Genomic DNA, 23,888 nt, shown 5'->3' on the forward strand with positions numbered 1-23,888 from the left:
ACTATTACACTTGAGAGCAGTAGATTTTAGATTACTTATTACTTCTTTGGTTTTAGGATTGCTAAACCATATTGGGACAAGCTTTGTCACTTTAGCAAGAGTATAAAGACGTAAGACGTAACTTTGTATAAATATTACATTTGCTTATTGCATTTCTATTTAGATATATTGGCTTTTAGCAGTGTATTTGTCGTCGAAAATTGCTTGGCAAAAGTCTGCAATTCCTGTCATACCCTAGAAAGTGATTCATTTTTTCATAACTTAATCAGCAAATCATACATCCTCAGGCATAAATAAATCCTTTCAACACAAAATAATTTTATGACGTTTTTAGAGTCCCTGATAGAGCTGATATCCTTCTCAGTCGAGAGGCTAGGAGGATTAAAAGAGTGTAACAGTGGGAAACAAAAAAGCTATCACTCATACTCAAAGCTGAAAATACACAAATTTAAGATGCACTTTAGCTTACTCAAAAAACAACTAGAAAGCTAGTAACACACCATTAAGAAAAACCATACCTCATATCCAAAAACTTTAACTTAAAAGTTCTACTAAATGTTTTAGTCGAAGATTACCTTTTAAACATATAATTTGCTAACAGAGAATATTTGTAATTTATCTTGCAAGTACATACTGAAAGTTAACTCAGTAGTGTTGTTTTAGCTTACTTACATTAATCAAGCATTTCGGAAACACTGGTAAAGACCCTTAAATGAAAGCTTCTCACAGAATGGAAAGTTTTCCGAACTTGCGCTGGGATTTTTCTTTGATCAACCCAATATTTGTGTTGCATATGGTAACCACGTTTGGGTGTAAGAAAAACAGCATTAGAGTGAAATTTTAGTAAAGTTTACCCATACCTTGTAGCAAACTAACAGTTTTAGATTTTTACCAATATTCTACTTACGGCAATTTTCAGGTTTACAAACTAAGGTTATGACAGGAAGTAGAGAATACTTAGTGCTGAAGAACCAGTGCGTAGCACTAGCGACGGTAGGAGCGTCGGCAGTCCTGTCTTAGGGGTTTCCCTAGAGCAAGAGGCGTGAGACGCTAAGAGCTTTAACGCAGCGAAACGTGAGTCCTTGAGCGTCACGAGCATCACCCGAAGGGAAGTTCCTTCTGTTGTAGAAACTGGCGTTGCTGAGTGTGGAGTTAGAAGCCAGAAGTCAGTAGCTTTATCTAACCTTCTGCCCCTATGACCCCCTACTTCCCCGCTTCCCTACTCCTCTGTTTCCCTGCTCTTGTACCCCCCTGCCTCCTGGCATTAGCTACTTAATAAAGCTTCAACAAACTCGTAGCTAGAAAAGGGACGCAGGTCTTCGATTCCTTCACCAGCACCAATAAAGCGAATGGGTAAACCTAGTTGCTGCACCACGGCAAGAGCAACGCCTCCCTTGGCAGTGCCATCCAGTTTAGTTAACACTACGCCACTAAGTTGGGCTGCTTGGGAGAAAACTTCAGCTTGGCGCAATCCATTTTGACCTAAAGTGGCATCTAAAACCAATAGAGATTCTATTTTGGCATTAGGAGCTTTTTTGTCAATAATTCGACGAATTTTAGTGAGTTCGTCCATCAAGTTTTTCTTATTTTGCAAACGTCCAGCAGTATCGACTAAAAGTAGTTCAGTCTCCCTGGCTTGAGCGGCGGCGATCGCATCAAAGACCACTGCTGCTGGATCTGTATTCTTACCAGGATTGGCAATTACTTCGACACCGCTTCTAGTCCCCCAAACCTTCACCTGTTCTACGGCGGCAGCGCGGAAGGTATCTGCTGCACCAATCAAGCATTTATAACCTGATTTTTGTGCTAAGTGAGAGATTTTGCCGATGGTAGTGGTTTTACCGGCACCATTAACTCCAGTAATTAACCAAATATTTAAAGTTTCTTTTTCTGGGGCAAAGCTAGGTTTGTAGGATTTTTGCAGCGGTTCATCCAACATACCACGTAAGATTTCTTTGAGGTAAGCGATCGCTTCCTCTGGTGGAGTTACTTCTTCTCGCAATTTTTTCTGAAGCGCATTGATAATGTAATCTGTCGCTTCTACGCCCACATCAGCTTGCAGGAGCAAAGACTCAATTTCAGTTACTGCTGCTTGGTTTAGTGGCCCTTGCCCAACAATTGCCTTCAATTGATTTAAGATGCCACGACGGGTTTTATCTAAACCTTGCCGTAGCTTTTTCAGCCAAGTAATTTCTTCAAGAGAAACGTCTTCTGGCCGCCTACCTTGGGCTGCTAATACTTCCGCTGACCACACAAACCCTTCATCAAAAGCCAGTCCAGGAAATTCCTCTGCTGTTTCTGGTGTAGTGGTCGATGCAGCAATAGCGGCTGATGGCTGCACTATTTCTGGTTGTGGTATTTCAATGGCACTAGCTATCAGTCGTTCTTGCTTGGCTTGCCGTTCTGCTGCTGCCCTTTCTAAAAAAGATAAAGTTGCTGGTGTTGTTGGCTGTGATACTTCTGATGTGTAAGATTCACTAGATGCTGATTTTGCTTCACCTACTGTCACTTCTGGGTTGGGAGTTGCAGGCTCCTTGGTAACTTTTGGCACTGAGGAAACTTCGGTTACAGATGCAGACAGTTCCTCAGTAGTTGTTGGGGCAACAGTTTCATTTGCTGCCTCTGCCTGTGGTGTTTCGATTTCTTCTGTTGGCTGTTCCTCAGCAGTTGTTTGAGCAACAGTTATGTCTGTCTCTAAAGATTGTGCCGTTTCATCTACTCCAGGTACAGTATCAACTGCTTGCGAAGTTTGTACAGCTTCTATTTCAGTGGTTGCTGTTTCTACAGTTTCGGTTGTTTCTGGTGGTGCTTGTGCAACTGCTGAATCAGATGGAGTTTCTGCTTCTTGGGATTGTTGTTTTTGCTGGATATTTTTGTAAGCAGCTTTAGCAAATGCCAACAAGTCTGCCGTTGAGTCTTGTGCAGTTTCTGCCGTTGGGGTTGACGTTTCGGCTGGTTCTGGTTGGGGTTCTTTTGCTGGAGGAGTTTCCCGCTGTTTGTTTTCAGAGGGGGTATCAGAGGAATCGTTGTATTGACGACGGAACCAATTAAAAACCATTGCAGCTTGGGTTATTAGTTGTTATGTAAGTTATGAGTTATAAGTTATGAGTTTAATTTAACTCTGTACTCTTTCCTGGGGTGAAACCCTCCGGGTTATCCTCACCTTTCATCTGTCAGGTGTCAGTAGTGCTGAGTGGAGACGCGATTAATCGCGTCTGTACAAGAGTTAGGAGTTATTAAGAATTCCCCTCATCTCCCTTCCCTGTTCCTCTGCTCCCTTGCCTCTACTTAAGCGGTCTTTTTTTGTTCTGTGACTCGGCGCAGAACACCATTAATAAAACGATGGCCTTCATCTCCACTGTAGCGTTTGGCTAACACTACAGCTTCGTTAATGGCCACGCTGTCTGGAAGTCCTAAAAACAGCATTTCTCCCACAGCAATTCGCAGAATATCTCGGTCGATTTGGGCAAGGCGATTTACTTGCCAATCTACTAAGGCAGAGGCGATTCGTTCATCGATAGTAGTTCGCTCTTCGTTAACTACTTTGACAATTTGGATAGCATATTTGCCAACTTCCTTATCTTGATTTGCCAACTGAATCAATTCTGGAAACTCAAGTGCTGCGCCTAGCTGATTGATTGCCGTTTGGGTGTATTCAATCGCCTCTTGGAGCATATTTCTAGCAGTACTTATATCTGAGGCTCGAGTTTGGCTAGTTAAGATGCGATCGTTACTTCGTTGCAGTTCAGCAGCCGCATTATCTAGGGTATCTTGGACTTCTGCTCTAAGAGTACGTACAGTTGCTAGCACTAACTTTGGCAAATGCTCTTCTGTCAATTTCTTAGGATTTACTGGCAACTGGCTGAGACTTAAAAGCGCCAGTTCGCGAGCAATTTGTTGGGGTTTTCGGTCTTGCATAAAAGTTGAGTGTTTAAGCACTAATGAACGAGTTAGGAGTTAATCAATTCTGGCAGAGTCAAACCACCATATTATCTATATTGCTTGTGACTTTGGCGGATTGATTTTAAATTTCTTCTACAGGGAGAACAGACCGCTTTGTTTCTAAAGTTGGTGCTTCCAAATTGTGTTCTTGAGAGATAATTAGGGCAGGCAAGGGCGTATTTGGGGCGACAATACCACCAGAGACTACTACTTTAAAGGCATCTTCGACCGACATAGATAGGTTTACCACCTCATCCTCTGAAACTATTGCATACCATCCTGTGGTGGGATTTGGGGTAGTGGGGATGAATACACTCAGCATGGTACGAGACATATGGGCTTGAATCTCAGTGTCCATAGCACCGGTAACGAAGGCGATCGCCCATACTCCTCGCCTAGGATACTCTACTAAAATTACACGGCGAAATCTGCCATTGGAATCTTTGAGAAGAGTTTCTAATAGTTGTTTTAGAGTTTTGTATACCTGCCCAGCTAAGGGAATCGCCTGTAATAACCGTTCACCGAAATCTAGCAACCACCGCCCACCGATATTCCGAGCCATCAACCCAATCAAGAGAATGCTCAATAGCGGTACAGCTAGTCCTACTGCCAAATTCAGTATATTTACTAGTATAGGGTGCAGCCCATCAAAGGGATTCAGTTGTTTGGGAATTTGGGTGAGAAAGTTAACCACCCAACTAGCAATAGTGATTGTTAGCCAGATAGTGGTTGCTAGCGGAATCACGACTAACAAACCAGCTATCAGGTCATTTTTTAAATCCTGTTTAAGGCGATCGATTCCCAAGCCCTTATTCTCCTTTTCTAGGCTAGCGGAACGTTTATGATTGGTATTCATACCAGCAGATTTGTCACATTATGAAGCCATTACATGTAGCATTTAGAACCACAAGCTACTGCCTTAATCTGCAAGCAGCTGGGATACTGCCATGAAAACACGCACTGGTTGCTTGAAAAACAGCTATTTTCCTACAAAAGTGGTTATGGAGATTCCCAACCAGGATAACGGCTGGTTTATCTTTGAGGATGTTACTTTTCTTTGTGCGACTTGTAAACGATTGTTACTAATCTGTGAGATATTTCTAATCGTATCGCGCTCTATCAAAAGTTGCTTATGCTTCTCAAAGCACACAATATAACTAAAGCAATGGTTTTGTTGAGTTATTATCTTGTGATGAGGTAGAAATGTTTTTGTGAAAAAGTAATGTTAAAAATATTAACCGATCGTAACCGCTAAGAATACTTCAGGCTCAACGAAGTAGCCCAAGAACTTAAGCAAAAATGTTTGACTAAAATTTTTAAAGACAATCCTGCCCAAACAAAAACTCAAGTTGAGTCACACCGCATCAACCTTTGTGGTTTCTGAAGCCAGATTATGTGCTTCTGGTTCGCTTTCTTCACTCTTAGCTTTTATTGCTTCTAAACTAGGGGTAGGCATATGCTGCATTTCCCAAACTTTGAGCAAGATTAGATATTCGTAGAACGCTTGTAATGTACACCAAGCCATTCCAGCCTGTCCATCTAGGCAGCCACCTAAAAAGAAATACATGTATAAAAAGCGTAGCAAAGGTCTAGCGGGTAAACGCAAAGATAAATCCTTGAGGGCACGCCGTCTTTCAACTTCAGATTTGCCTACAAACAAATCTCGCCAGTTAACCGTACCTCTTTGCAACTGATACAATGTTTCTCTAGCTTCATCTGTGGAATAACGGTTATGCTTTTCAATCCAGCGGCTTAGGCCCTTGCTGCAAGTGTAATGAGGATAGGTTTCTTTTAAAAAGCCAGTAGCACCGTCACAAACTTCCCGTTCAGTGTGACCGTAGTCTGTGAACCAAACTTTACCATGGCGGAAGAGACGCAATTGGTAACGGGGATATTGAGTGCTGTAGCGAATCCAATGATTCATGAACATGACACGTTCGGCGACGTAGTAAGCAATGTAGTCTGGATTCTGACTTGCCTGTTCGCATTCAGCAAACAGTTGTGGTGTCATGCGCTCGTCAGCTTCGAGAATGTAGACCCACTCGTGTTTTGGAGGGATGGACTCTAGCATCCAGGTGCGTTGGCGACCGTGGCTTTCAAAAGCATGTTGAAAGACGCGAACAGGATAACGACTGGCAATTTCCACAGTGCGATCGCTACTGCATGAATCTACAACAATAATGTCATCTGATAGCATTGCCGACTCAATACAAGCAGCAATATCTAGTTCTTCGTTATATGTCAGTATGTAAATTGAAAACATTTTTTAAGTTTTAGTTAATAGTTGATATTTGGGAGTTAGGAGTCAGGAATTATTCTCTTCATCTTTGCGTCCTCCGTTCGCGTAGCGTCGACCATAGGAGAAGTTTGCTCAACGGGGGGAACCCCCCCAAAGTTGCTTCACTTGGGCAAAGACGACACTTGCTACCCTGCGGGAAGCCCTTCGGGTTCACCAGTCGCTCATGGGGGAAACCCCAAGACCACGCTGGTTCACCGCGCAAAGCGCGTCTACAACCGGGGTTACTCCGGCAACGCAGTGTCTCCCCAAGACCGCACTTCTCTTTGCACGCAACTTCTCTTTGCGTTCTCTGCTCTCCCCCTGCCCCCTTTAGAATTAACGTGCGGCGGCTTTACGTCCACTACCTTGTAAAGTACCCATGCTTCGTAATCCTGTCCAGCCGATGATAATGTAACCGATGGACAACAATAAACTGCTAATACCAATTCGCAGACCAGATTTCCAAGCATTATCTTTAGCTTGTTTTTCTGCTGCTTCTTTACGTTCGCGAATTTGACTCAATCTTTGGTTTGCTAATCCTTGGGGATCTGTTTGCTGGGCGATAAATTTGTCAAGTTCTTGGGGATTGGCTTTAAACTTCTTGAGCAATTCTTTCTGAGCTGCGGGAAGTTGAGGGTTCTCAATTGCTTGTTTATATTTCTGATCGTCTTTGAGTAGTTCGGTAAATTGAGCTCTAGCTTGATTTCGCAGCTGTTCTAGCTGAGCTTTTCCCTGTTCGTTGTTCAATTGGGCTTGAAATTGCGCTAGCTGGCTTTTCAACTGGTTTTCTGCCTGATCTGCATCTTGGTTAATTTGATTTACGGTTTGAGTGCTAGCTTGACGCACATTATTGAGATGCAAAGGAAAAATCAGCAAGAAGAGTAACCCTAAGATGCTAGATATTATCAGCGCTGGAAATCTTAAGTCTACAGATGGTGGGCGATCGCCGTTACTAGCATCATCAATCCAATAGCCGACAAATAACATGCCCAAACCCACCAAAGGCACAATTCCCCTGTCAACTAGTGCTGTTGCTAGGTTAATTTGCCATGTGCGATCGGTTGGTTGGAATGGTAACAACAGAATCACAAAGTCAAGAAAAAAGGACAAAATTAAGATTATCCCCACTACTTTTAGTGTGAGGGCGGCGTTCACAGAGGCAAAACGGTTAGTCATAGTTTTTAAAGCGATAAATCAGAGTGATTGTCCTATTTAAAGTTACTGGAATATTGTTCCCATGACCCTGCCTATTCCATCGACCTATTTGTTATTTGGCAACAAAAGGCAGATGTAGTACTGGTATAAACTTCCTGCCTCTTAGTTTGGAACTACACCACAGTAGCATCTGTCATCTTGAGTGTCTTCAGAAAATTCTTGGTGTTTGAAGATACGAGAGTAGGCTGGAGTTAAGGGATGAAAGAAAAGAAAAAATAGACATTTTGAATTTGTCTTTCTCATATTTTTGCTTCTCCATTAACCCATACCCCGATTTCTCTGTTGACAATTTGTTCCCAAATCGGCAGATCCTCTGGAAGATCAATATCAGCTAAAGGAGATAAGTATGTATGTGATACATTCAGTTTTACAGCAATATCCACAGTCTGTTGCAATACTTGAGAAGTTCCCCAGTCGATGTTAGCGAATAATTCTGGGATGAGGCGACGCAAACCGATCAAGTAATAACCACCGTCAATCGCTGGGCCAAGTACGAGGTCAAAACTATGCAGTTGCTCAAAAGCTTTGGTAAGAATCTGGGAATTTACGCTAGGACAATCTGTGCCGATAATAACTACTTGTTCCATACCTGATTGAAAGGCATCGAAAAGCGATCGCCTCATTCGCCAACCTAAATCTCCCTCACTTTGAGACTGGTAAACTAAACTCAGCCCCAGCCAATCTTGCATTAGTTGTAAATTGCCACCAGTAAACCGCACTTCCAAAGATACTTCAGTTGCTTTTTGCAATTCTTTAACTTGAGATACCGTATATTCAGTCATCTGCCGTTGCAAATTGGCAGCACCAAGAGTACCCAAAGTAGGTATCAATCGAGTTTTTGTCTTTCCTGGTTCTGGATAGCGAGTGAAAATAATCAGGTGCTGTTTTGGAATTTCTGATGATTTCAGCACACAATACCTTGTTGAACTTAACTAAAAACATCTTAATAGCAATACTTGCCATCTCTACTATTAGCTCTGTTATGCTCTTTTGCCGTTCGCGTTGCCCCTATCAGTGTGGAAACGAAAATACAACGTTTAGCTTTACCACCATACTTACTAAATAGCGTAATTCGTCTTAGTACATTAGTGTTACCCATGTAATCAAATTGAATTTTGCCTATGCCACTTGACATTTCCAAGGTTGTCTCAGCATCGAGGCGCACATGGGAATCTAAATTATTCCATTTAGCAACCGATAGGTTAACTGTAGCAGGATGAACCGCCCATTGAAGGATACCATTTTGTTCGCGAAAGCTAAATTGCCAAGTTAATTTTTCTTTAGTAGCTTGACTTTTAGCTTGTCGTATAGCACGATGAACTTCTTCTTGAGCACTAATAAGACGACGAGTGTCCACAAAAGCTAGCCAGTTAGGCAATGCCAGTCCAGCTAATACTCCAATTAATATAACAACAACTAACATCTCTACCAGTGTAAAGCCACTGCTAGAGTCATGCTTCGAGATTTTTTTAGTATTAAATAAAAGCAGAAAACGCACTAAAGTACTTTCCTACAGCATTATGCACCCGACTTAATTATTCAACGAAATAGTAAGAGCTTTGTATTAGCAGTAATTTTATTTGTTTAAATAGCCATTTTTCCAAAGATAAAAAGGGCTAATCAAACTACTTAAAAATAATTGCATTTCACAAGCTGCAACCAACTCCGTTTTTACCTGAAATCTATATTTTAGTAAATGTAATAAGATTTTTATTACATCATTAATCATATAAGCTAATAGAGCGAACGGTTTAATCCAAGACTTTATATTTACCATTCGAGTAACATAGCGGCTTAAGCCAATACCTCGAAAAAATTGAATTAAATACTCTCTTTGTAACCGCGATTTTGGTATTTGATGATAAATTTCCATTTCTGGATTATACCAAATTTCCCAACCAGATTTTTGGAGATAAGACAACATTTCTAAGTCTTCACTGGTCAGCATATTGCCAGTAACTCTACCAGTCAAAATAGACTGATTTGGTACGCTATCTAACCAAGCTTGGCGGCGAACAACAAGCCCAGCAGAAGGAGGTAATAATTTTTTGGATGGTTCATACAGCAAAGGCAAATCACCTCGCTCTGTAATTGCTAAAAATGGAGCAATGCGCTGAAAATTTTCCGGTGGTTCTACTTCCCATTGAGGATGTATTTGGCTAGCGTAAGCTCCAGCTTGCGGATATTTTTGACCAAAAGCATAAGCTGATGCTACCCAATTTAAATCTGGATAATTATCGTCATCCAGAAAACCAATTAATTGACCTTTAGCTTCTTGAACTGCTCGTTTTCTGGCATAGGCTGCTCCTTGTTGTAGTTCAAAACAATATTTTAAAGGGTAAGGACATTGCCAATTTTCTTGATAGTTTTGTACAATTTTTGCTGTGTCATCATTACTATTGTTATCTACAACAATAATCTCCCAAGAAAAGTTTTCAGTACAAATTTGATTTTGCAATCGTTGTAGTAGTTCACGCAAACGACTAGCACCGTTATAAGTCGGTATAGCTACAGTAAAATCAAGGCGTTGAGTCATTTTCCAAAATTTATATTCTTATCAAATCATTTAACTGCACTTATTATCTTTTTGAGTCTGCATTGCGCCTAGAAGAGTTTTTATAATAACGCAACGCTTGATATGATTAGAAGCTACTACGACCTTTATACCAGGTGGTTCCGTTGAAGGTGATGTTGGTGTTCCAAAGTTTGGATTTATCAAAGTACCCATGTAATCAAAGGTAATTGTTTGTGGTGTATTTAGATAGCTAGAGCTTGTGTTAACAGAAGCGCCAGCTATATTGTTACTAGTTAGATTTGTTAAAAGTTTTAATTGTCCTGGTTTAACTCCTAAGTCTTCAGCTAAATTACGCCAGTTGCTTGGCGATGTACCTTGATGAACTGCAATTTGAGCAATGTTATCGGCATTTTTAAAACTGACACTGTAGCTAAGTTTTGTCTTTTTAGCTTCTCTTTGTGCTTCTTGTAACGCGGCTAAAACAACGTCGTTAGCCTTATTTACCCGTTGTCTGTTAACAAAACCAAGCCAACTTGGAGCAGCAATAGTTGCCAAAATTCCAACCATAATTACCACTACTAAAACTTCGACTAGGGTAAATCCAGCAGTTGGTTTACAAAGGCGGGAAGATAAGTTTGCTTTTATAGCCAATTCTTTCATAAGAGATTTATTGAACATTTTTTATAAAACAGGGCTAACACAACACGCTTACCTTAATTGATTCAGCTAACAAACTCAAAATTATTTGGTGTACAAGAATCCACGCCCTTTAACACGTGCGCTGTATTGAGGAAAATAATTCTTTTTATTATCAGAGTATTTAATTTTATTCACATCGTTTTCAATACGAGCATATGCGTTGCCACGTAAATGAACTTCTGAAACGGTGATTGCTTTTTGTGTTGAAGTTGTTGTAGGTGAAGACAGGACACAGACATAAAAACTGCCTGTTTTGAGGTTGGCATCAGGAACAGCAGTAGTTGCACCAGTAGCGTAGTTTGGCACTTGTTGCATATCTGGAGTTGAAGGGTCTGAATCTGCGGGGCAACTGGGCGGTGCTACTGCTAAGTTTTCACTAACAGTAGTTTGATCGATGTAATCAACTAGAGGCAAAATCTTTGGACTGTTATTAGTATAACCAATAGCACTTTTTGTCCAATTTTCCATCTTATCCTTCAGGGTTGTGTATTGATTATTTGGATCAAATATTTGAAAACCATCCTGCCCTTCACGAATTTCAAATCTACCAATACGAGCTGCTTTCGACCAAGTATTGTCAGGGTCGTCACCTTTGATGAAATAATAAGCAACTAACGAATACACAAAAGTATCATCAAAACCACTACCAGCGCTAATAACTTGTGGACGAAACTGCCGTTTCCAAAATACGATAACAGGAAAGTGATCTGATGTAGAAGACGTTGGTAATTGACTCTTAATTTTCTCAATTCCAGCAGCATCGTAAATGTAAATTGCCTGTTCTAAGTCTTGTGAAATGTAATCAAGTGCTGCTTTGATTTCTTGCTCGGATGTAGCTTTTGCTTGCTCTTTGCGATCGCTATCCATGACATTAATCATGAACCCCATCAAAGGTGTGATTACAAGTGCTGCTAGGACTATCGCCACTAGCAACTCAATAAGCGTAAAGCCACCTGATTTTTGTTTTACCTGACAACGTTTGAGATATTGATTTAAGAACCATTTGAGAGGATTCATGTAACTACGTTTTCCCCTGAAAGTTGTGGTTGTCTAGCATCATGCATTGAAATTATTAGTTGCAAGCAGTATTAGACTCAGTATTAGCTGTATCCTTGAGGCGGTTACAGATATTCTCGAAAGTAGTTGAAGTATTGGAAATTTCTGTTGTCATTTCTACTAATGGCGATTTACGATCGCCTACTCCCGCAGCAAAAGTATTCTGTTTACTAGGTGCTTTTTTCAAGTTCACCCCGTCGCTTTTAAAGCCATCTGCTCTGTAAACACGAATGCCTAACTGATAGCCTTGGGCTGGATCGGTAATATTAGTGGTGACTCCACCAGTAGTAACGGTAGCTTTGTTATACCGAAACGCTTGGATTACTAAATCATTTACGCTGCTAATACTACAGCCACCTCCATCACCATCTATGCAGTATAAATCAGTTGATGGTGCTGAACAGTAAGCGTTAGTGCTACAATTCAAAGTTCCTAATGAAGGAGCATTGTAGTCATTTACTTTAATAGGAGTGCCTGAAGACTCACCAGTTGTAGGTGGAACAGTAATCGTTCCTGATTTAACACCATCAAGGTAGGTTTTAGCTGCATCAGCTGCCGTCTCAATGCGTTTTGCTTGTACTCGTGTTGCCACAGATAAGATAATCACAGGCGCGATCGCACTTAACAAAATAGCAGCGATTACAATTGCTACTAAAGATTCAATGATGGTGAAACCAGACTCACTAGATGGAGATGCTTGCTGTTGTTTGTGATGAATCATAATCTCAGCAACTTGGGTTAATATCAGGAAGGGCAGGTACTAGGACGTTGGTCTTTGCTAATAGCGTATTTGAAGCCAGTGCCATAGGAAGCATCGCTAGAGTCGTATCCTTGACCAGTAGTAGCGCCACATAATAAAGTTTGCACCCAGCGATCGTCTCGCCCGACTTCTCTGTAATATTCGTTGGGATCTCCTACATTTGGTGAAGTGAAACGCTGAGAGAACAAGTCAGGCAACTGTGTCAGCAAGGCTACATCAAAACCCCATGCACGGTTAGGTTGTACATAAAAGGGTGTACGACCAAAGGTTATGTTACCAACCTTATTTACAGTAGTTCTGTATGCTTGCGGATATCCAAAAGCTGTTTCTGTGGTGCTGTAACCTGTACTCTGTGTATAACTCTCAGTAAATGTTTGCCAAGGTGCTGTAGCATAAGAACTGCGTTTGTATTGAATGAATGCTCCAACTACCTTGTGATTTTTGGTTTCTTGCCAGTTCTCCAAGTAGCGTACAAAGTTTTCTAAACCGCCATTTGATTCTATTGGTCGTCCTGGGGTGTCACCTTGAACAAATGCAAGATTTGTTTCTGTAGTGTTATCAGTAACTACTTGTAACCAATTATTACTGTCGTCTTTTACATTTTTACTAGATAAAGGATTGTCATCAGACTTTCCAAAAGGATAGTGGATTTGCAAGACAGGTACTAATAAAGGTTGATCTGTTTTTCTAGTATTAGTAAGGCCACTGATATTTTTAATCGACAGAAAATATTTATAGCTATAATCAGAATTGCCTGTGAAATAATTGCCTGTAGAATCATTAATTGTCTGAAACCATAAAGCTCTGTCATTTAGCCTGGGTCGATTGTTGTTAGCGGGTACATTGTCAAACTTAAATTTAGGGAATATGATACCTCCTATTAGCTTACTTGTTTCGTAAGGATAATAGGATATTTTACCTGCGGTATCGTTAAGAGCAGGGTTATCATTACCTGATATTCCTAAAGGAATTGGTATGAGATTGGGAGCAGTACCAGTGGTAATTAAGTTACCACTAGTATCACGCAAGAAAGCAACTCGGCGAGGATAGTGTTGGTCAGCTGCATTCTTGGCAGGTCTAGCAGTGGTACCTGCTCCCAGTTTATCAACTGTGAAACTTGAATTATTTGGTAGTATGCGCTTTGTGCCAGAACTAGTTGCTTTATAATCCCAATCAACACCACTACCAGTATCATAACCAACACTCCAATCATTGGGCTTACACGCAGATACTGTTGGTTTACGACATATTTCCATCACGTACTCTGCAAATTTGGTCTGACGTTGAATTGGGGTGACGAAGTTGTTGAAGTAGGAACTTTTAACAGCGTTACCAACAGTATTTGTTAACACATTAGAATTCCCGTTATTGTCACCTATCCAGCCAAAACTAGTAACGAAGTTGTTATCCCAGAAACCATTTAGTCTGCGAGCAATAAAGCTGGGTATGTTCTGCTCGGTTATGTTAACAGCATTGTCACTTGTATCACCGTCACTGTTTAAATCGACTCCTAAAGTCGTTTCATTCATAGTGGTGACATTATCTGTTAAGTTACCATCACCATCTAGGTCTAACTGTAGAGTGGTTTCATTTAGTGTGACTGCGTTGGTTGTTATACCACCTATATCATCATAGTCATACCCTACAGCAGCACTTATGTTATCTCTTAAATCATAGTCACCTTCGTTACGAAAACCGAGGAGAAAATTATTAGACAAGATAGTAATGGCATCTGCTATGACGGTGGCAGGTCGCCATGTTTCACCAGTGGTACAAGCAGTGAATTGATCCTTACGACAGGCGAAGTTGCTATTAAGATAAGTACGAGTGTAGAAATTACTCCAAGTGCTATCTAAATTTTCGCTGTGAGTCGTATTGTCGAACTCTTCTTGCGAGTGAGTATTAAAGTTCCCTTTAATATAAACTGGCAAATTTGTTGCTAAAATTAGACCCTTCTCTTCTGGCTTATAAGTAGTGTTACGACTTAAGTCACTGCCATGAATTAGCATGATGCCGTTAGGACGACGGTTAGGGTCTAGTTTAAAATCATTAGAGCTGAGGTCTGATGTTGAATCGCTTGCGTCTGGTGATGCATCATCACGAGTTGCATAAATAATACCGCTGTTAGGTAATAGAAATTCGCCTGTTCCAATTGATTTTTTTCGCAGTAGATTCAAATCTAATACTGTGGCACGAATTTCTAAAGGTTGGCGCTGTTCAACATCCAGATCGTAAGTTGGCTGAGAAGTGCCTGGTTGATCGATAGCCTTAATCTGCCTTGCATCCAAAAAGGTAGTTTCTCTAATAGCTCCGTGGGGAATAACACTGTCACTAGGTGTCATAGTAGAACCGTCTACAAGTTTCAGAGCGCAGATAGCAGAGTCAGCAGCAGATTGTTCAGACAAAGTGAGTGGCTTACTCTGGGATATTTTTGTGAGAGCTTTACGCAGAGGCTCATTTACAAAGCGTCCGTTAGGAAAAACCAAGTTGGCTTGATAGCTGAGTCGGTCTTTTAGCGTTTTCGTAGAGTCTGTTGGATCGTCTGCACCAGAGGCATAAGAAAATATTCCATTAGAAACTGAAATACCACTTATGGTGCTAGCTTGTGCGCCTGAAAACTGGTAGGTCACGCCATTGTTAGACCTGCCAGCAGCTGTTGAAGCAACAGTACCAAGTCCAGTTAGGTTCGGGTTATTAGTTAATCCTGTAGTATTCCAAACTGTGTTGGGGTCAGTATCTCTTAAGCGGACATCAGGATAACCGTTTTGGTTAATGGCAGATTGGCTAGTAGTGGAGTCATAGTAGCTGCTTACACAAGCAATTGGAGTTTGATAAGTAGTTGCTGATTGGGGATTATAGGCGTTGTCCTTGTAGTGATAGACAACAGTAGCCCGCATTATTAAATCACCACTTTGATCGGTTGTTTCAGGTATGCCATCCTTATCTGTGTCATCCCACATGGGCATTGAATCAGGCCAAACCACAGGCAAGAGCGATTCATCTATATTTAAAGTACTGGGATTATCAAGTCTTGTTGGAGGAGTAGACAGAAAAGAGCCAGTACGCTTATAAATGCCTGCACCTGTTATTACACGTAACCCGCCAACCACATCAAGCTCGCCTTGAGGCTGTTCTGCGGCTTTCTTCTCCCAAAAATCATCTCGATCTGTAATACCTAAATCGTCTAACTCATGGACTTGAGGAAAGCGCTTGCGGGGATTAGTAACACCACTAGCTGTTGCATCCCATTGTTTATTTGAAATTGACTGACCACTTTCTAGTCCATCTAACTGACTTACAAATTTAGTGCCATTCCACCAGATTTCTGGTAGGTTATTGCCTACTACAATGCGATCGCCAATTCTTGCTTCATCGCCCTGTGGTTCTGGCAATTTGGTTGCTGTTGTAGGTAAATATATTTTATTCGTGCCATTAAGTTTAATTGGCAGCCCTGAGTAATTTGCATGAGTTATGCCATCGCTAAATGCATACGGATATATCCAATTATCCGGTGGTCGTAGATTATCACTATTACTGCCCTGAAGGACATCGCTGGTTGTATAGTCAACATTTGGACTTTTGTTGATTGCTAAAGCTACTTCGTCTCCAAAAGGAACTTCAGCATATGGAACGCGGCGTGTACGCTTTCTAAAGTAAATTTTTAATTGTTCTTCCCTTACTTTATTTGAGTCGAGAGTAGCATCAGCATTTATTTGCCGTGTAACCTCTTGTGTGACTTCTTGAGGAAGAGTAGCAGTTAGCTTTGCAGCACGCACTAGAAGGTCAATCCGCATCTCATATGCTTTACTGTTGTAAGCAATATCGCTTCCGAACAGAGTTACACTTTTATTGGTGCTATTAATAAAGTCGCGATCGCTACCACCTGGCCCTGCTTTTTTAAAGAAATCTACTTGTACACCATCACTGTTACTAGTATCAAGATCGTCATTGTTATCTACAACACGACCATTAGAAACATTACCACCAACAATAATTTTGCTGTTTCCTTCGCTGTAGTAACAAGACTTAGGACTACTAACTAGATAAAGCCTGATTGGATCGAAAGTTTTTCCAGTTAACAAATTACCATTTGTAACAATCCTTCCATTTAAACGCAGTCCACCTCCAGGTGCAATTTCTAAGTCATCGTTATACAGTACTGCATTATTGCTAACAGGAAAACGCTCCCTGTCTTGCTCATACTCCAGAGCAGCAAAGCCTTTATTACCTTTAAATATCTGATATTTAGCAGCTTCAGTAGAAGTTAATCCTGTCGGTATTTCAGTGATAGGTACTGTAGTTGTATAAACAAAAATACCTCTTTTCAATGTTCCAGCTCTTTTATACCAACCTTGGGTACCCACCAGTTGAGCGCTGGTAGTACTTCCTTCATCACATTGAGTACCCTTGTCAGTTTCATTCATTGGTGGTGTTCTTGCCTCTAGAGGGCTTCTTGGGCGATCTGAACTAGGCGATCGCAAGTAAACACCATACAATGTAAAACTATCAAATTTGCCGTCATTGTTAGTATCTACAGGATATTTCCAAGCAGTAGTAAGACTTTCTTCTGTGTCTAAAGAACCTGTGTTTGTTTGAATACCTGATGTACCATTGAAGTCATTAACCAGTTTCAATTGCGTCTCATCACCAAACGTATATTGATTAATGCTACTGGTGAGAACTTGGTAAAGTGAAAAGTCTGAAGGAGTTGAACGCGGTAATTTGGGGTCTTGAAATAGTTTATTAATTTTTGCCCTTGCCCGATCGAGTGCGGGTGATGCTGCGCTAAGAACTGCCTCATTTACACGGACATTACTAGCATTTTTAGAACGCTCAAAAGACCTAAATAAAATTGCTGTGGTTAGTAGTATGACTACCAACGCTACCATTGCTACTGTTGGCAACACAAAACCAGCATTTACTGAACTTCGTCGTCTCTTAGTGACAAACAAAGTTCGTAGTAGCCAAATAATTTGCTTTTTAATTGGAGATATAAAACTTTTACTAATTTCTTTGGAGATTTTTTTTATTGTTTTGGCTAGCTGGCGTTTTGTAAACATAGCTGCTTTCCTATCAAGTAATTTGATTACCAATTCTTTTTTGCAATTGAAAACTATGCCTGTAAATATAATTTACAGACAAAAAAGGTTTTCATTTATGCAATTACTGGATTTAACCTGCTACAAAATGCAGCAAATATGCACGAAAAATGTTTTTTTAGTTATACCATTTATTAAGTTTTTAGATTTTCCGGAAAATACTGATTTTTTCTGAATTTGATTAATTCGTAGTTAAAAACCATAACTTCACATGAATTTTTTCAAAATGTATCTCACCTGAAGGCAACTTCATGAAGATATAGTTAGGGGAGTAAGCTTATAATGCCCACTTGTTAAAGGAAACATATCAGCCAGATACAAAATAATATTAAGTAATTAAAAACCTCCCTAAATGGGAGGCTGATGGGGTAAATATTCTCGATTACAAATGAATTTCCAAGTACTAAGGTTGCTAGTACATGCCTAGGTTCAGAAATTTAGTAATGATTCAAGTTAATTCCAGCTTCTTTGGCCATTGCTTCTAACCCTTTGATTTCTAGGGTTTTGATGGCTTTGGTAGACAGCTTCAGTTTTACCCAGCGATTTCCACCTGCCCACCAAACGCGCTTGGTTTGCAGATTGGCGTGTTGCAGGCGTTTGGTACGGCGGTGAGAGTGAGAAATTGCAAAGGCGTTATTTGCTTTTTTACCAGTTAGTTCACAGCGACGAGACATAGCAAGTATCTCCAGTTTGCTTGGATTTTATTACAACTTTTCTATTTTAGGGCTTAGGTAGAGAAAGGAGATGGAGAAGATGAGGCAAATGAGGGTAGTTCTTTGTCCTCGTCCCCCTGTCTTCCCTTCTTTGCGTCTTCTTCTCCTAACTCCTCACTTATTTACTAGCTTGTTCTGTCAGCTTGGTTAGTACCTCATTTGAACGCTCAACAAAGGATTTCATACCTTCAGCGTCAAACCCTTTTTGAGACATTAGCGCCAAATCATAAACGTGTTGGCAAATCATGTTCACCAATTGCGTTGTAGGTGATTGACCATCACCTTGAATGATACTGCCTTGATTGAGATTCGCTAGATTTTGAATCAAGGGATGAGCGGTATTCACCAGCAAAATGTGGTCTTCGGGAAACTCTGCTGACTGTTGCTGCATCATCGCGTTCATTTCTCGCAGGCGGCGGAGAATTTCTGGTAGCAGTACCATCGCAGGTGGTGTCCCTTGGGGATTGTCAGACTTCAAAGCTTCGGTGCGAATGTTGACCTTGGGTTTGTTGAGGGAGTTCTCAAATAGCTCTTTGATGATTTCACTGCGAGTTTTATTCGTCTTGGGATCAACAATTTCGCCAGCTTTATCTTTATCCAGTAGGGTATTATCCAAATCGGAGTCTACCCGCGTAAATTTAACGTCCTGGTATTCCCGCTCAAGGAAGTTGATAAAGTGGGTGTCGATGAAGGAGTCCATAAACAGGACTTCCAAACCTTGGTTTTTGTGTAGTTCTACGTAAGTTGCTTGAGTAGCTTCATCAGTGCAGTAAAAAACTCGATTCTCGTGGCGTTCTTTATTGCGTTCTAAGTATTCTTTCAGAGTGGTATAGGGAATGCCGGGTGTTGAGTCCTGTGAGGTAGAGGTGACATCTTGCCAAATGTCTCCTTCTTGGGACTGTACCTCAACTGTTGGAGTTTCGGCAGCAGCTTGTTCACCAACTTTAACCGTGGTACGAAAGATGATGATGTCTTCGATTTGTTTTTTGAATTTCTCGTCGTTGAGAACACCAAATTTCACAAAAGTGCCAAGATCCTTCCAAGCACTAATGTATTGTTCGCGGTTGTCGCGATAAAGTTCTTTGAGGCGATCGCCTACTTTCTTGGCTATATAATCGCCGATTTTCCGCACAGTGCGATCGCCTTGCAAGGCACTACGCGATACGTTTAGAGGAATGTCGGTGCTGTCAATCACACCCCGCATCGGCGTGAGAAATTGCGGGATAATTTCTTCACAGTTATCACTGACAAAAACTTGATTACAAAATAGTTTGATTTGCCCTTTTGTCACATCTACATCGGGCTTCATTTTGGGAAAATACAAAATCCCGTTGATGATAAAGGGGTAGTCAGTATTTAGATGCACCCACAATAGTGGTTCTTCTTGAAAAGGGTACAGGTAGCGGTAAAACTCTAAATACTCTTCTTTACTCAGGTTACTGGGAGATTCCCGCCAAGGTGCCTTTTGCTTATTTATCACCTCACCTTCCAGTTTGATTGGCACTGGCATGAAGTCACAGTAGGTCTTAACAAGATTTCTAATGCGTGCGGATTCTAAAAATTCTTCCTCTTCTCCTTGGAGAGTTAGGGTAATAGTGGTACCGCGAGTTGTGCGGGGTGAGTCTTCTAAGGTGAATTCTGGGGAACCATCGCAACTCCAATGAACAGCTTGCGCTCCTTCTTGGTAAGAGAGAGTATCAATTTCGACTTTTTGCGCCACCATGAACGAGGAGTAAAACCCCAAACCAAAGTGACCAATAATCGGTTGGTCTGATTTGCCTTGATACTTTTGAATAAATTCTTCGGCACTGGAGAAAGCAACCTGATTGATGTACTTTTTAACTTCCTCTGCTGTCATCCCGATGCCGTTATCGGTTATGGCAAGGGTCTTTTTGTCTTTGTCGATAGCAATTTGAATTTCCGGTTCATCGATGTCACCCGTATATTCCCCAGCACGGGATACCATGTTCAGCTTTTGGATTGCGTCTACAGCGTTGGATACCAATTCCCGCAAGAATATCTGATGATCTGAGTAGAGGGACTTCTTGATAATCGGGAAAATATTCTCAGTATGAATACTGATAGTGCCTTGTTCTAGCATGATTGGTAATCTTCGATGTAAGTAACTGAAATTATGATTATGGCAAATACACCCTAACCCTCTAGTTTCAGAGGTAAACCCAGAGTATACAGGAGGGCGTGATACCAATTAGGATTTTAAAGGTATAGCTCAGGCGATCGCTCCTTTTTTCAGGATTGTTTGCCGTCAAGCTGCGATTCGGATTTCCCTACTCGGTGCAATTTACATAATATTTATTACAAAATATTACGTTAAATTATTAACTTCTTTAAATACACTTACCTAGTACATTTGATTTTTGAGGAAAAACTGAACCGACTAAGTTGATAGTATAGCCCAGCCAAAGTAATCTTGAAGACTGCGATCGAGATAATTTTTCTCTGCTTAAGCACAGAGCGATCGTATTTAATACAATTCCAGAGAAATTGAGCAGCTATCCAACTTTTACGTACTTTTGGAGGGGCTTCTAATGCTTTAAAAGTGAGGTATTTGTAGAGTCGAGCAAAACTATATTTTTTCAAATGCTGTAGAGATTCAGCTTTTGAGTGAGTGAAAGCACGTTCAATTACTTTTAAAGACTCAACTTCCTGCGTTTTGAGATTGGTGGACATTGAGTTGACAGAGACTCGATATAATATTTGAGCTTTTGGTACACCTACAAATTCATAACAAGCAGCAAGCCTTAACCACATATCCCAGTCTTCAGCTGCACTGAGTGTCTCATCAAAATTACCAACTACTTCTAGCGCACCGGAACGAATCAATGGGTTAGAACCATTTTCTAAAAAATTCCACAACATAAGTTGCTTGTAAACATCACCACATGCAGTGATTTGTCTACCTGATTTTAATAATTTGCCTTCAGTGTCAATATAATCAGTCCAACTATAGGCTACAGCAGCCTTTGGATGGTCTTGTAATGCCTTGATTTGAGATTCTAGTTTATCAAATGTCCAGAGATCGTCGGCATCAATGAAAGAAATAAATTTTCCTGTTGAGTGGGATATTCCTCGATTACGGCTAGCTGCTAGTCCAGCATTTGGATAAGAAAATACTTGCAACCGAGAATCATCTATACTTTTAATAATTTCTAATGTTGAATCAGTTGAGCCATCGTTAATAATGATAAGTTCTAGGAATTTAAAACTTTGATTTAAGACTGATTCTATAGTCTCTTTAATAGTTTTTTCACCATTGTAGACAGGAATAATTACAGATATTTCATTTATCATTAACTTTAATTATGATGAATATTTAATTATTTTTTAGAATTTATCAATTTAGGTTTTAAATTATTGAATTTGGCACATAGACTTTGAACTAAGAATTTTTTTCATATCCTAGAAAAGTACTAGTATTAGAAATTTTGGGAAACTTAGCAAATAATTTCCTAGCCCACTTAGGAGGTAGTAGAGTCATTAGTATAAGTTTCAAAAATGCTTTGAACGCAATAGGCTTTAGTGCAAGAGAGGGGTCACTTTTAATAGCTGTTGCTATAACTCTTACTGCTTGTAGAGTTTTTTGCTGCCCTGGAGGTACATCTAAAACTTTATAGCTTAAGTATTTATATAAATTAGCAATACTGTATTTTTTTAAATGTTGTAGAGTTTCAGCCTTTTTGTGATTAAAAGCTTGTGCGATCACCTGTAAATTAGATTTCTCCAGTCCTAAAATATCAGAAGACATTGACTGAGCAGAAACACGATACAAAATTTGTGATTCTGGAATAGAAACAAAATGATAACTTGCTGCTAAGCGTAACCATAAATCTGTATCTTGAGCATTACTTAGTGACTCATTAAATCCACCAACTGCTATAAAAGCATTCCTGCGAATCATGACATTGGAACCACTGCCGATAAAATCATCTAGCAATAATTTATGATAGACATCTCCTGTCCATTGAACATAGGAACATTTACGTAAAAACTTACCTGTTTCATCTATGCAATTAGTCCAACTGTAAGCAACCGCAGCTTCGGGATATTCTACTAAAGCTTTGTATTGAGCTTCTAGTTTGTTGGATGTCCAAATATCATCCGCATCTATAAATGTGATAAATTCTCCATAAGAGTGATGAAATCCGCGATTCCGATTTACAGCTACATTGGCTTTTGGATAAGAAAATACTTTTATACGAGAGTCTTTTATTTGATAAATAATGTTTAATGTTGAGTCTGTTGAATCTGCATTAATAACTATTAATTCAAACTGAGTAAAAGTTTGCTGTAAAATAGAATTAATAGTTTCTTTAATAGTTTTTTCTCCATTAAATACTGGAATTATTACGGTTATAATGGGTGTATAATTATTTATGTTATTCATCTTTTAAAATGCTTATTAATATTTAATTTTCCAAAATAAAAAGGACTAATAAAAGTGGCAAAAAGCCTTTCCATTTCGGCAGCAGCAACTGTATCAATTTTAATTAATTTGTGATAATGAATAAAATATAATACTAATTTACGTAAATCATTCACTAAGTAGATCAAGAAAGCAAATGGTTTTTGCCAGTTTTTAAGTAGTAACAACCGCAAATAGTAACGGCTTAGACCAATACCACGCATCAGGGAAATTAAGTAATTTCTCTCTAATCTCCAAGATGGGATAATATGTTCCATTTCCATTGCTGGGTTATACCAAATTTCCCAACCTGCTTTATGGATATAGAATAAAGCTTCTGAATCTTCGCCAGGTAACATTGATGAACCAACTCTACCTATTAAAAAAAGATGCCGTGGGACATTTTCTTGCCATACTTGGCGACGTACAACTAATCCTGCGCCAGGAGGAAATCCTTTTTTGCGAGGTTCATATAAATGTGCTTGGGAACCTCTTTCATTAATGGCTAGGTAAAACAGAATTTGTTTGAGGTGTTGTGAAGGTTCGACTTCAAATAAACCATGAATTTGACTGGAATATGCACCTACTTTTGGATGTTCTTGCCCAAATTTGTATGCTGCAATTACCCAGTTGGATGCAGGTAAATTATCATCATCTAAAAAACCGACAAATTCACCTTGAGCTTCTTTAACTGCTCTACTTCTGGCAAAAGCTAATCCTTGTTCTGGTTCAAAACAGTAGCGTAAGGGTAAATGTTCACTGTAGCTAGCTTGGTATTCCTGGACAAGCTTTGCTGTATCATCTGTACTATTGTTATCAACAACAATAATTTCCCATTTGAGGTTTTCTAGATCTTTTTGGCTTCGTAAACATTCCAGAACTTTAGGTAAACGGTTTATCCCGTTGTAAGTGGGGATGGCTACAGTAAAGTCAATAGACATAACGGTGAACCAGGAATCATCTCAAATATGCTGACAGTTTTATTATTCCCATGGAGCAGTTGAAAAATTCAAGTTGAATGCTTTGCATTATAAGAGATTAAAACAAGTGATTACCCGGACTTGATATAAGTCCCTCTTTGCGTCGCAGAAGGGTTGGGGAGACATTCATCAAACTTCTAGAAAACTAGATTGTTTCTTTTAAGGCATAACGAATGCTGTTCGTTGGAAGCTCACGTCATGTTAATTT

The 23,888-nt window shown here is 40.0% G+C and carries 17 protein-coding genes; all 17 read right to left on the bottom strand.

From position 1 onward, the window contains the following. Positions 1–1,264: 1,264 nt before the first annotated feature. Positions 1,265–3,058 (bottom strand): signal recognition particle-docking protein FtsY, encoded by a 1,794-nt coding sequence (gene ftsY, locus RMY31_RS03850; RefSeq protein ID WP_322656957.1) that lies wholly within the window; start codon positions 3,056–3,058, stop codon positions 1,265–1,267. 230 nt (positions 3,059–3,288) lie between these two features. After that, positions 3,289–3,918: a transcription antitermination factor NusB gene (gene nusB / locus RMY31_RS03855; RefSeq protein ID WP_322656958.1), complete on the bottom strand. Its 630-nt coding sequence runs from the start codon at positions 3,916–3,918 to the stop codon at positions 3,289–3,291. A gap of 106 nt (positions 3,919–4,024) precedes the next feature. Next, on the bottom strand, positions 4,025–4,798 hold the full coding sequence (locus RMY31_RS03860) for a DUF502 domain-containing protein (protein WP_322656959.1): 774 nt from the start codon (positions 4,796–4,798) through the stop codon (positions 4,025–4,027). Positions 4,799–5,296: 498 nt separating this feature from the next. Continuing rightward, positions 5,297–6,205, bottom strand: a complete 909-nt coding sequence (locus tag RMY31_RS03865; RefSeq protein ID WP_322656960.1) for a glycosyltransferase family 2 protein — start codon at positions 6,203–6,205, stop codon at positions 5,297–5,299. Between the two features lie 351 nt (positions 6,206–6,556). Beyond that, positions 6,557–7,396 (bottom strand): HpsJ family protein, encoded by an 840-nt coding sequence (locus tag RMY31_RS03870; RefSeq protein WP_322656961.1) that lies wholly within the window; start codon positions 7,394–7,396, stop codon positions 6,557–6,559. Between the two features lie 278 nt (positions 7,397–7,674). Beyond that, entirely contained in the window at positions 7,675–8,346 is a 672-nt protein-coding gene (locus tag RMY31_RS03875) for a TIGR04282 family arsenosugar biosynthesis glycosyltransferase (protein WP_322656962.1), read from the bottom strand. A gap of 32 nt (positions 8,347–8,378) precedes the next feature. After that, a complete protein-coding gene (locus RMY31_RS03880; protein WP_322656963.1) occupies positions 8,379–8,933 on the bottom strand; it encodes a type II secretion system protein in 555 nt (184 codons plus the stop codon). Between the two features lie 78 nt (positions 8,934–9,011). Beyond that, a complete protein-coding gene (gene hpsE / locus RMY31_RS03885; RefSeq protein ID WP_322656964.1) occupies positions 9,012–9,971 on the bottom strand; it encodes a hormogonium polysaccharide biosynthesis glycosyltransferase HpsE in 960 nt (319 codons plus the stop codon). Positions 9,972–10,001: 30 nt separating this feature from the next. Further along, positions 10,002–10,610 (bottom strand): Tfp pilus assembly protein FimT/FimU, encoded by a 609-nt coding sequence (locus RMY31_RS03890; RefSeq protein ID WP_322656965.1) that lies wholly within the window; start codon positions 10,608–10,610, stop codon positions 10,002–10,004. 81 nt (positions 10,611–10,691) lie between these two features. Next, positions 10,692–11,666, bottom strand: coding sequence for a hormogonium polysaccharide secretion pseudopilin HpsC (gene hpsC / locus RMY31_RS03895; protein WP_322656966.1), 975 nt, complete (start codon positions 11,664–11,666; stop codon positions 10,692–10,694). Between the two features lie 55 nt (positions 11,667–11,721). Beyond that, positions 11,722–12,426 (bottom strand): hormogonium polysaccharide secretion pseudopilin HpsB, encoded by a 705-nt coding sequence (gene hpsB / locus RMY31_RS03900; RefSeq protein ID WP_322656967.1) that lies wholly within the window; start codon positions 12,424–12,426, stop codon positions 11,722–11,724. Between the two features lie 23 nt (positions 12,427–12,449). Next, entirely contained in the window at positions 12,450–17,525 is a 5,076-nt protein-coding gene (gene hpsA / locus RMY31_RS03905) for a hormogonium polysaccharide biosynthesis protein HpsA (RefSeq protein ID WP_322656968.1), read from the bottom strand. A 476-nt stretch (positions 17,526–18,001) separates the two neighbouring features. Beyond that, a complete protein-coding gene (rpmB, locus tag RMY31_RS03910) occupies positions 18,002–18,238 on the bottom strand; it encodes a 50S ribosomal protein L28 (RefSeq protein WP_322656969.1) in 237 nt (78 codons plus the stop codon). A gap of 157 nt (positions 18,239–18,395) precedes the next feature. Then, complete coding sequence (gene htpG, locus RMY31_RS03915) at positions 18,396–20,378, bottom strand: molecular chaperone HtpG (protein ID WP_322656970.1); 1,983 nt, start codon at positions 20,376–20,378, stop codon at positions 18,396–18,398. A gap of 257 nt (positions 20,379–20,635) precedes the next feature. Beyond that, positions 20,636–21,589 (bottom strand): glycosyltransferase, encoded by a 954-nt coding sequence (locus RMY31_RS03920; protein ID WP_322656971.1) that lies wholly within the window; start codon positions 21,587–21,589, stop codon positions 20,636–20,638. An 88-nt stretch (positions 21,590–21,677) separates the two neighbouring features. Beyond that, positions 21,678–22,682 carry a glycosyltransferase gene (locus RMY31_RS03925; RefSeq protein WP_322656972.1) on the bottom strand — a complete coding sequence of 335 codons (1,005 nt, stop codon included), beginning with the start codon at positions 22,680–22,682 and terminating at the stop codon, positions 21,678–21,680. Beyond that, entirely contained in the window at positions 22,679–23,641 is a 963-nt protein-coding gene (gene hpsE, locus RMY31_RS03930; RefSeq protein ID WP_322656973.1) for a hormogonium polysaccharide biosynthesis glycosyltransferase HpsE, read from the bottom strand. The genes RMY31_RS03925 and hpsE (RMY31_RS03930) overlap by 4 nt, the downstream gene beginning before the upstream one ends. Positions 23,642–23,888 lie beyond the last annotated feature (247 nt).

Source organism: Dendronalium sp. ChiSLP03b (genome assembly GCF_034531165.2).
Taxonomy (GTDB): Bacteria; Cyanobacteriota; Cyanobacteriia; order Cyanobacteriales; family Nostocaceae; genus Dendronalium; species Dendronalium minutum.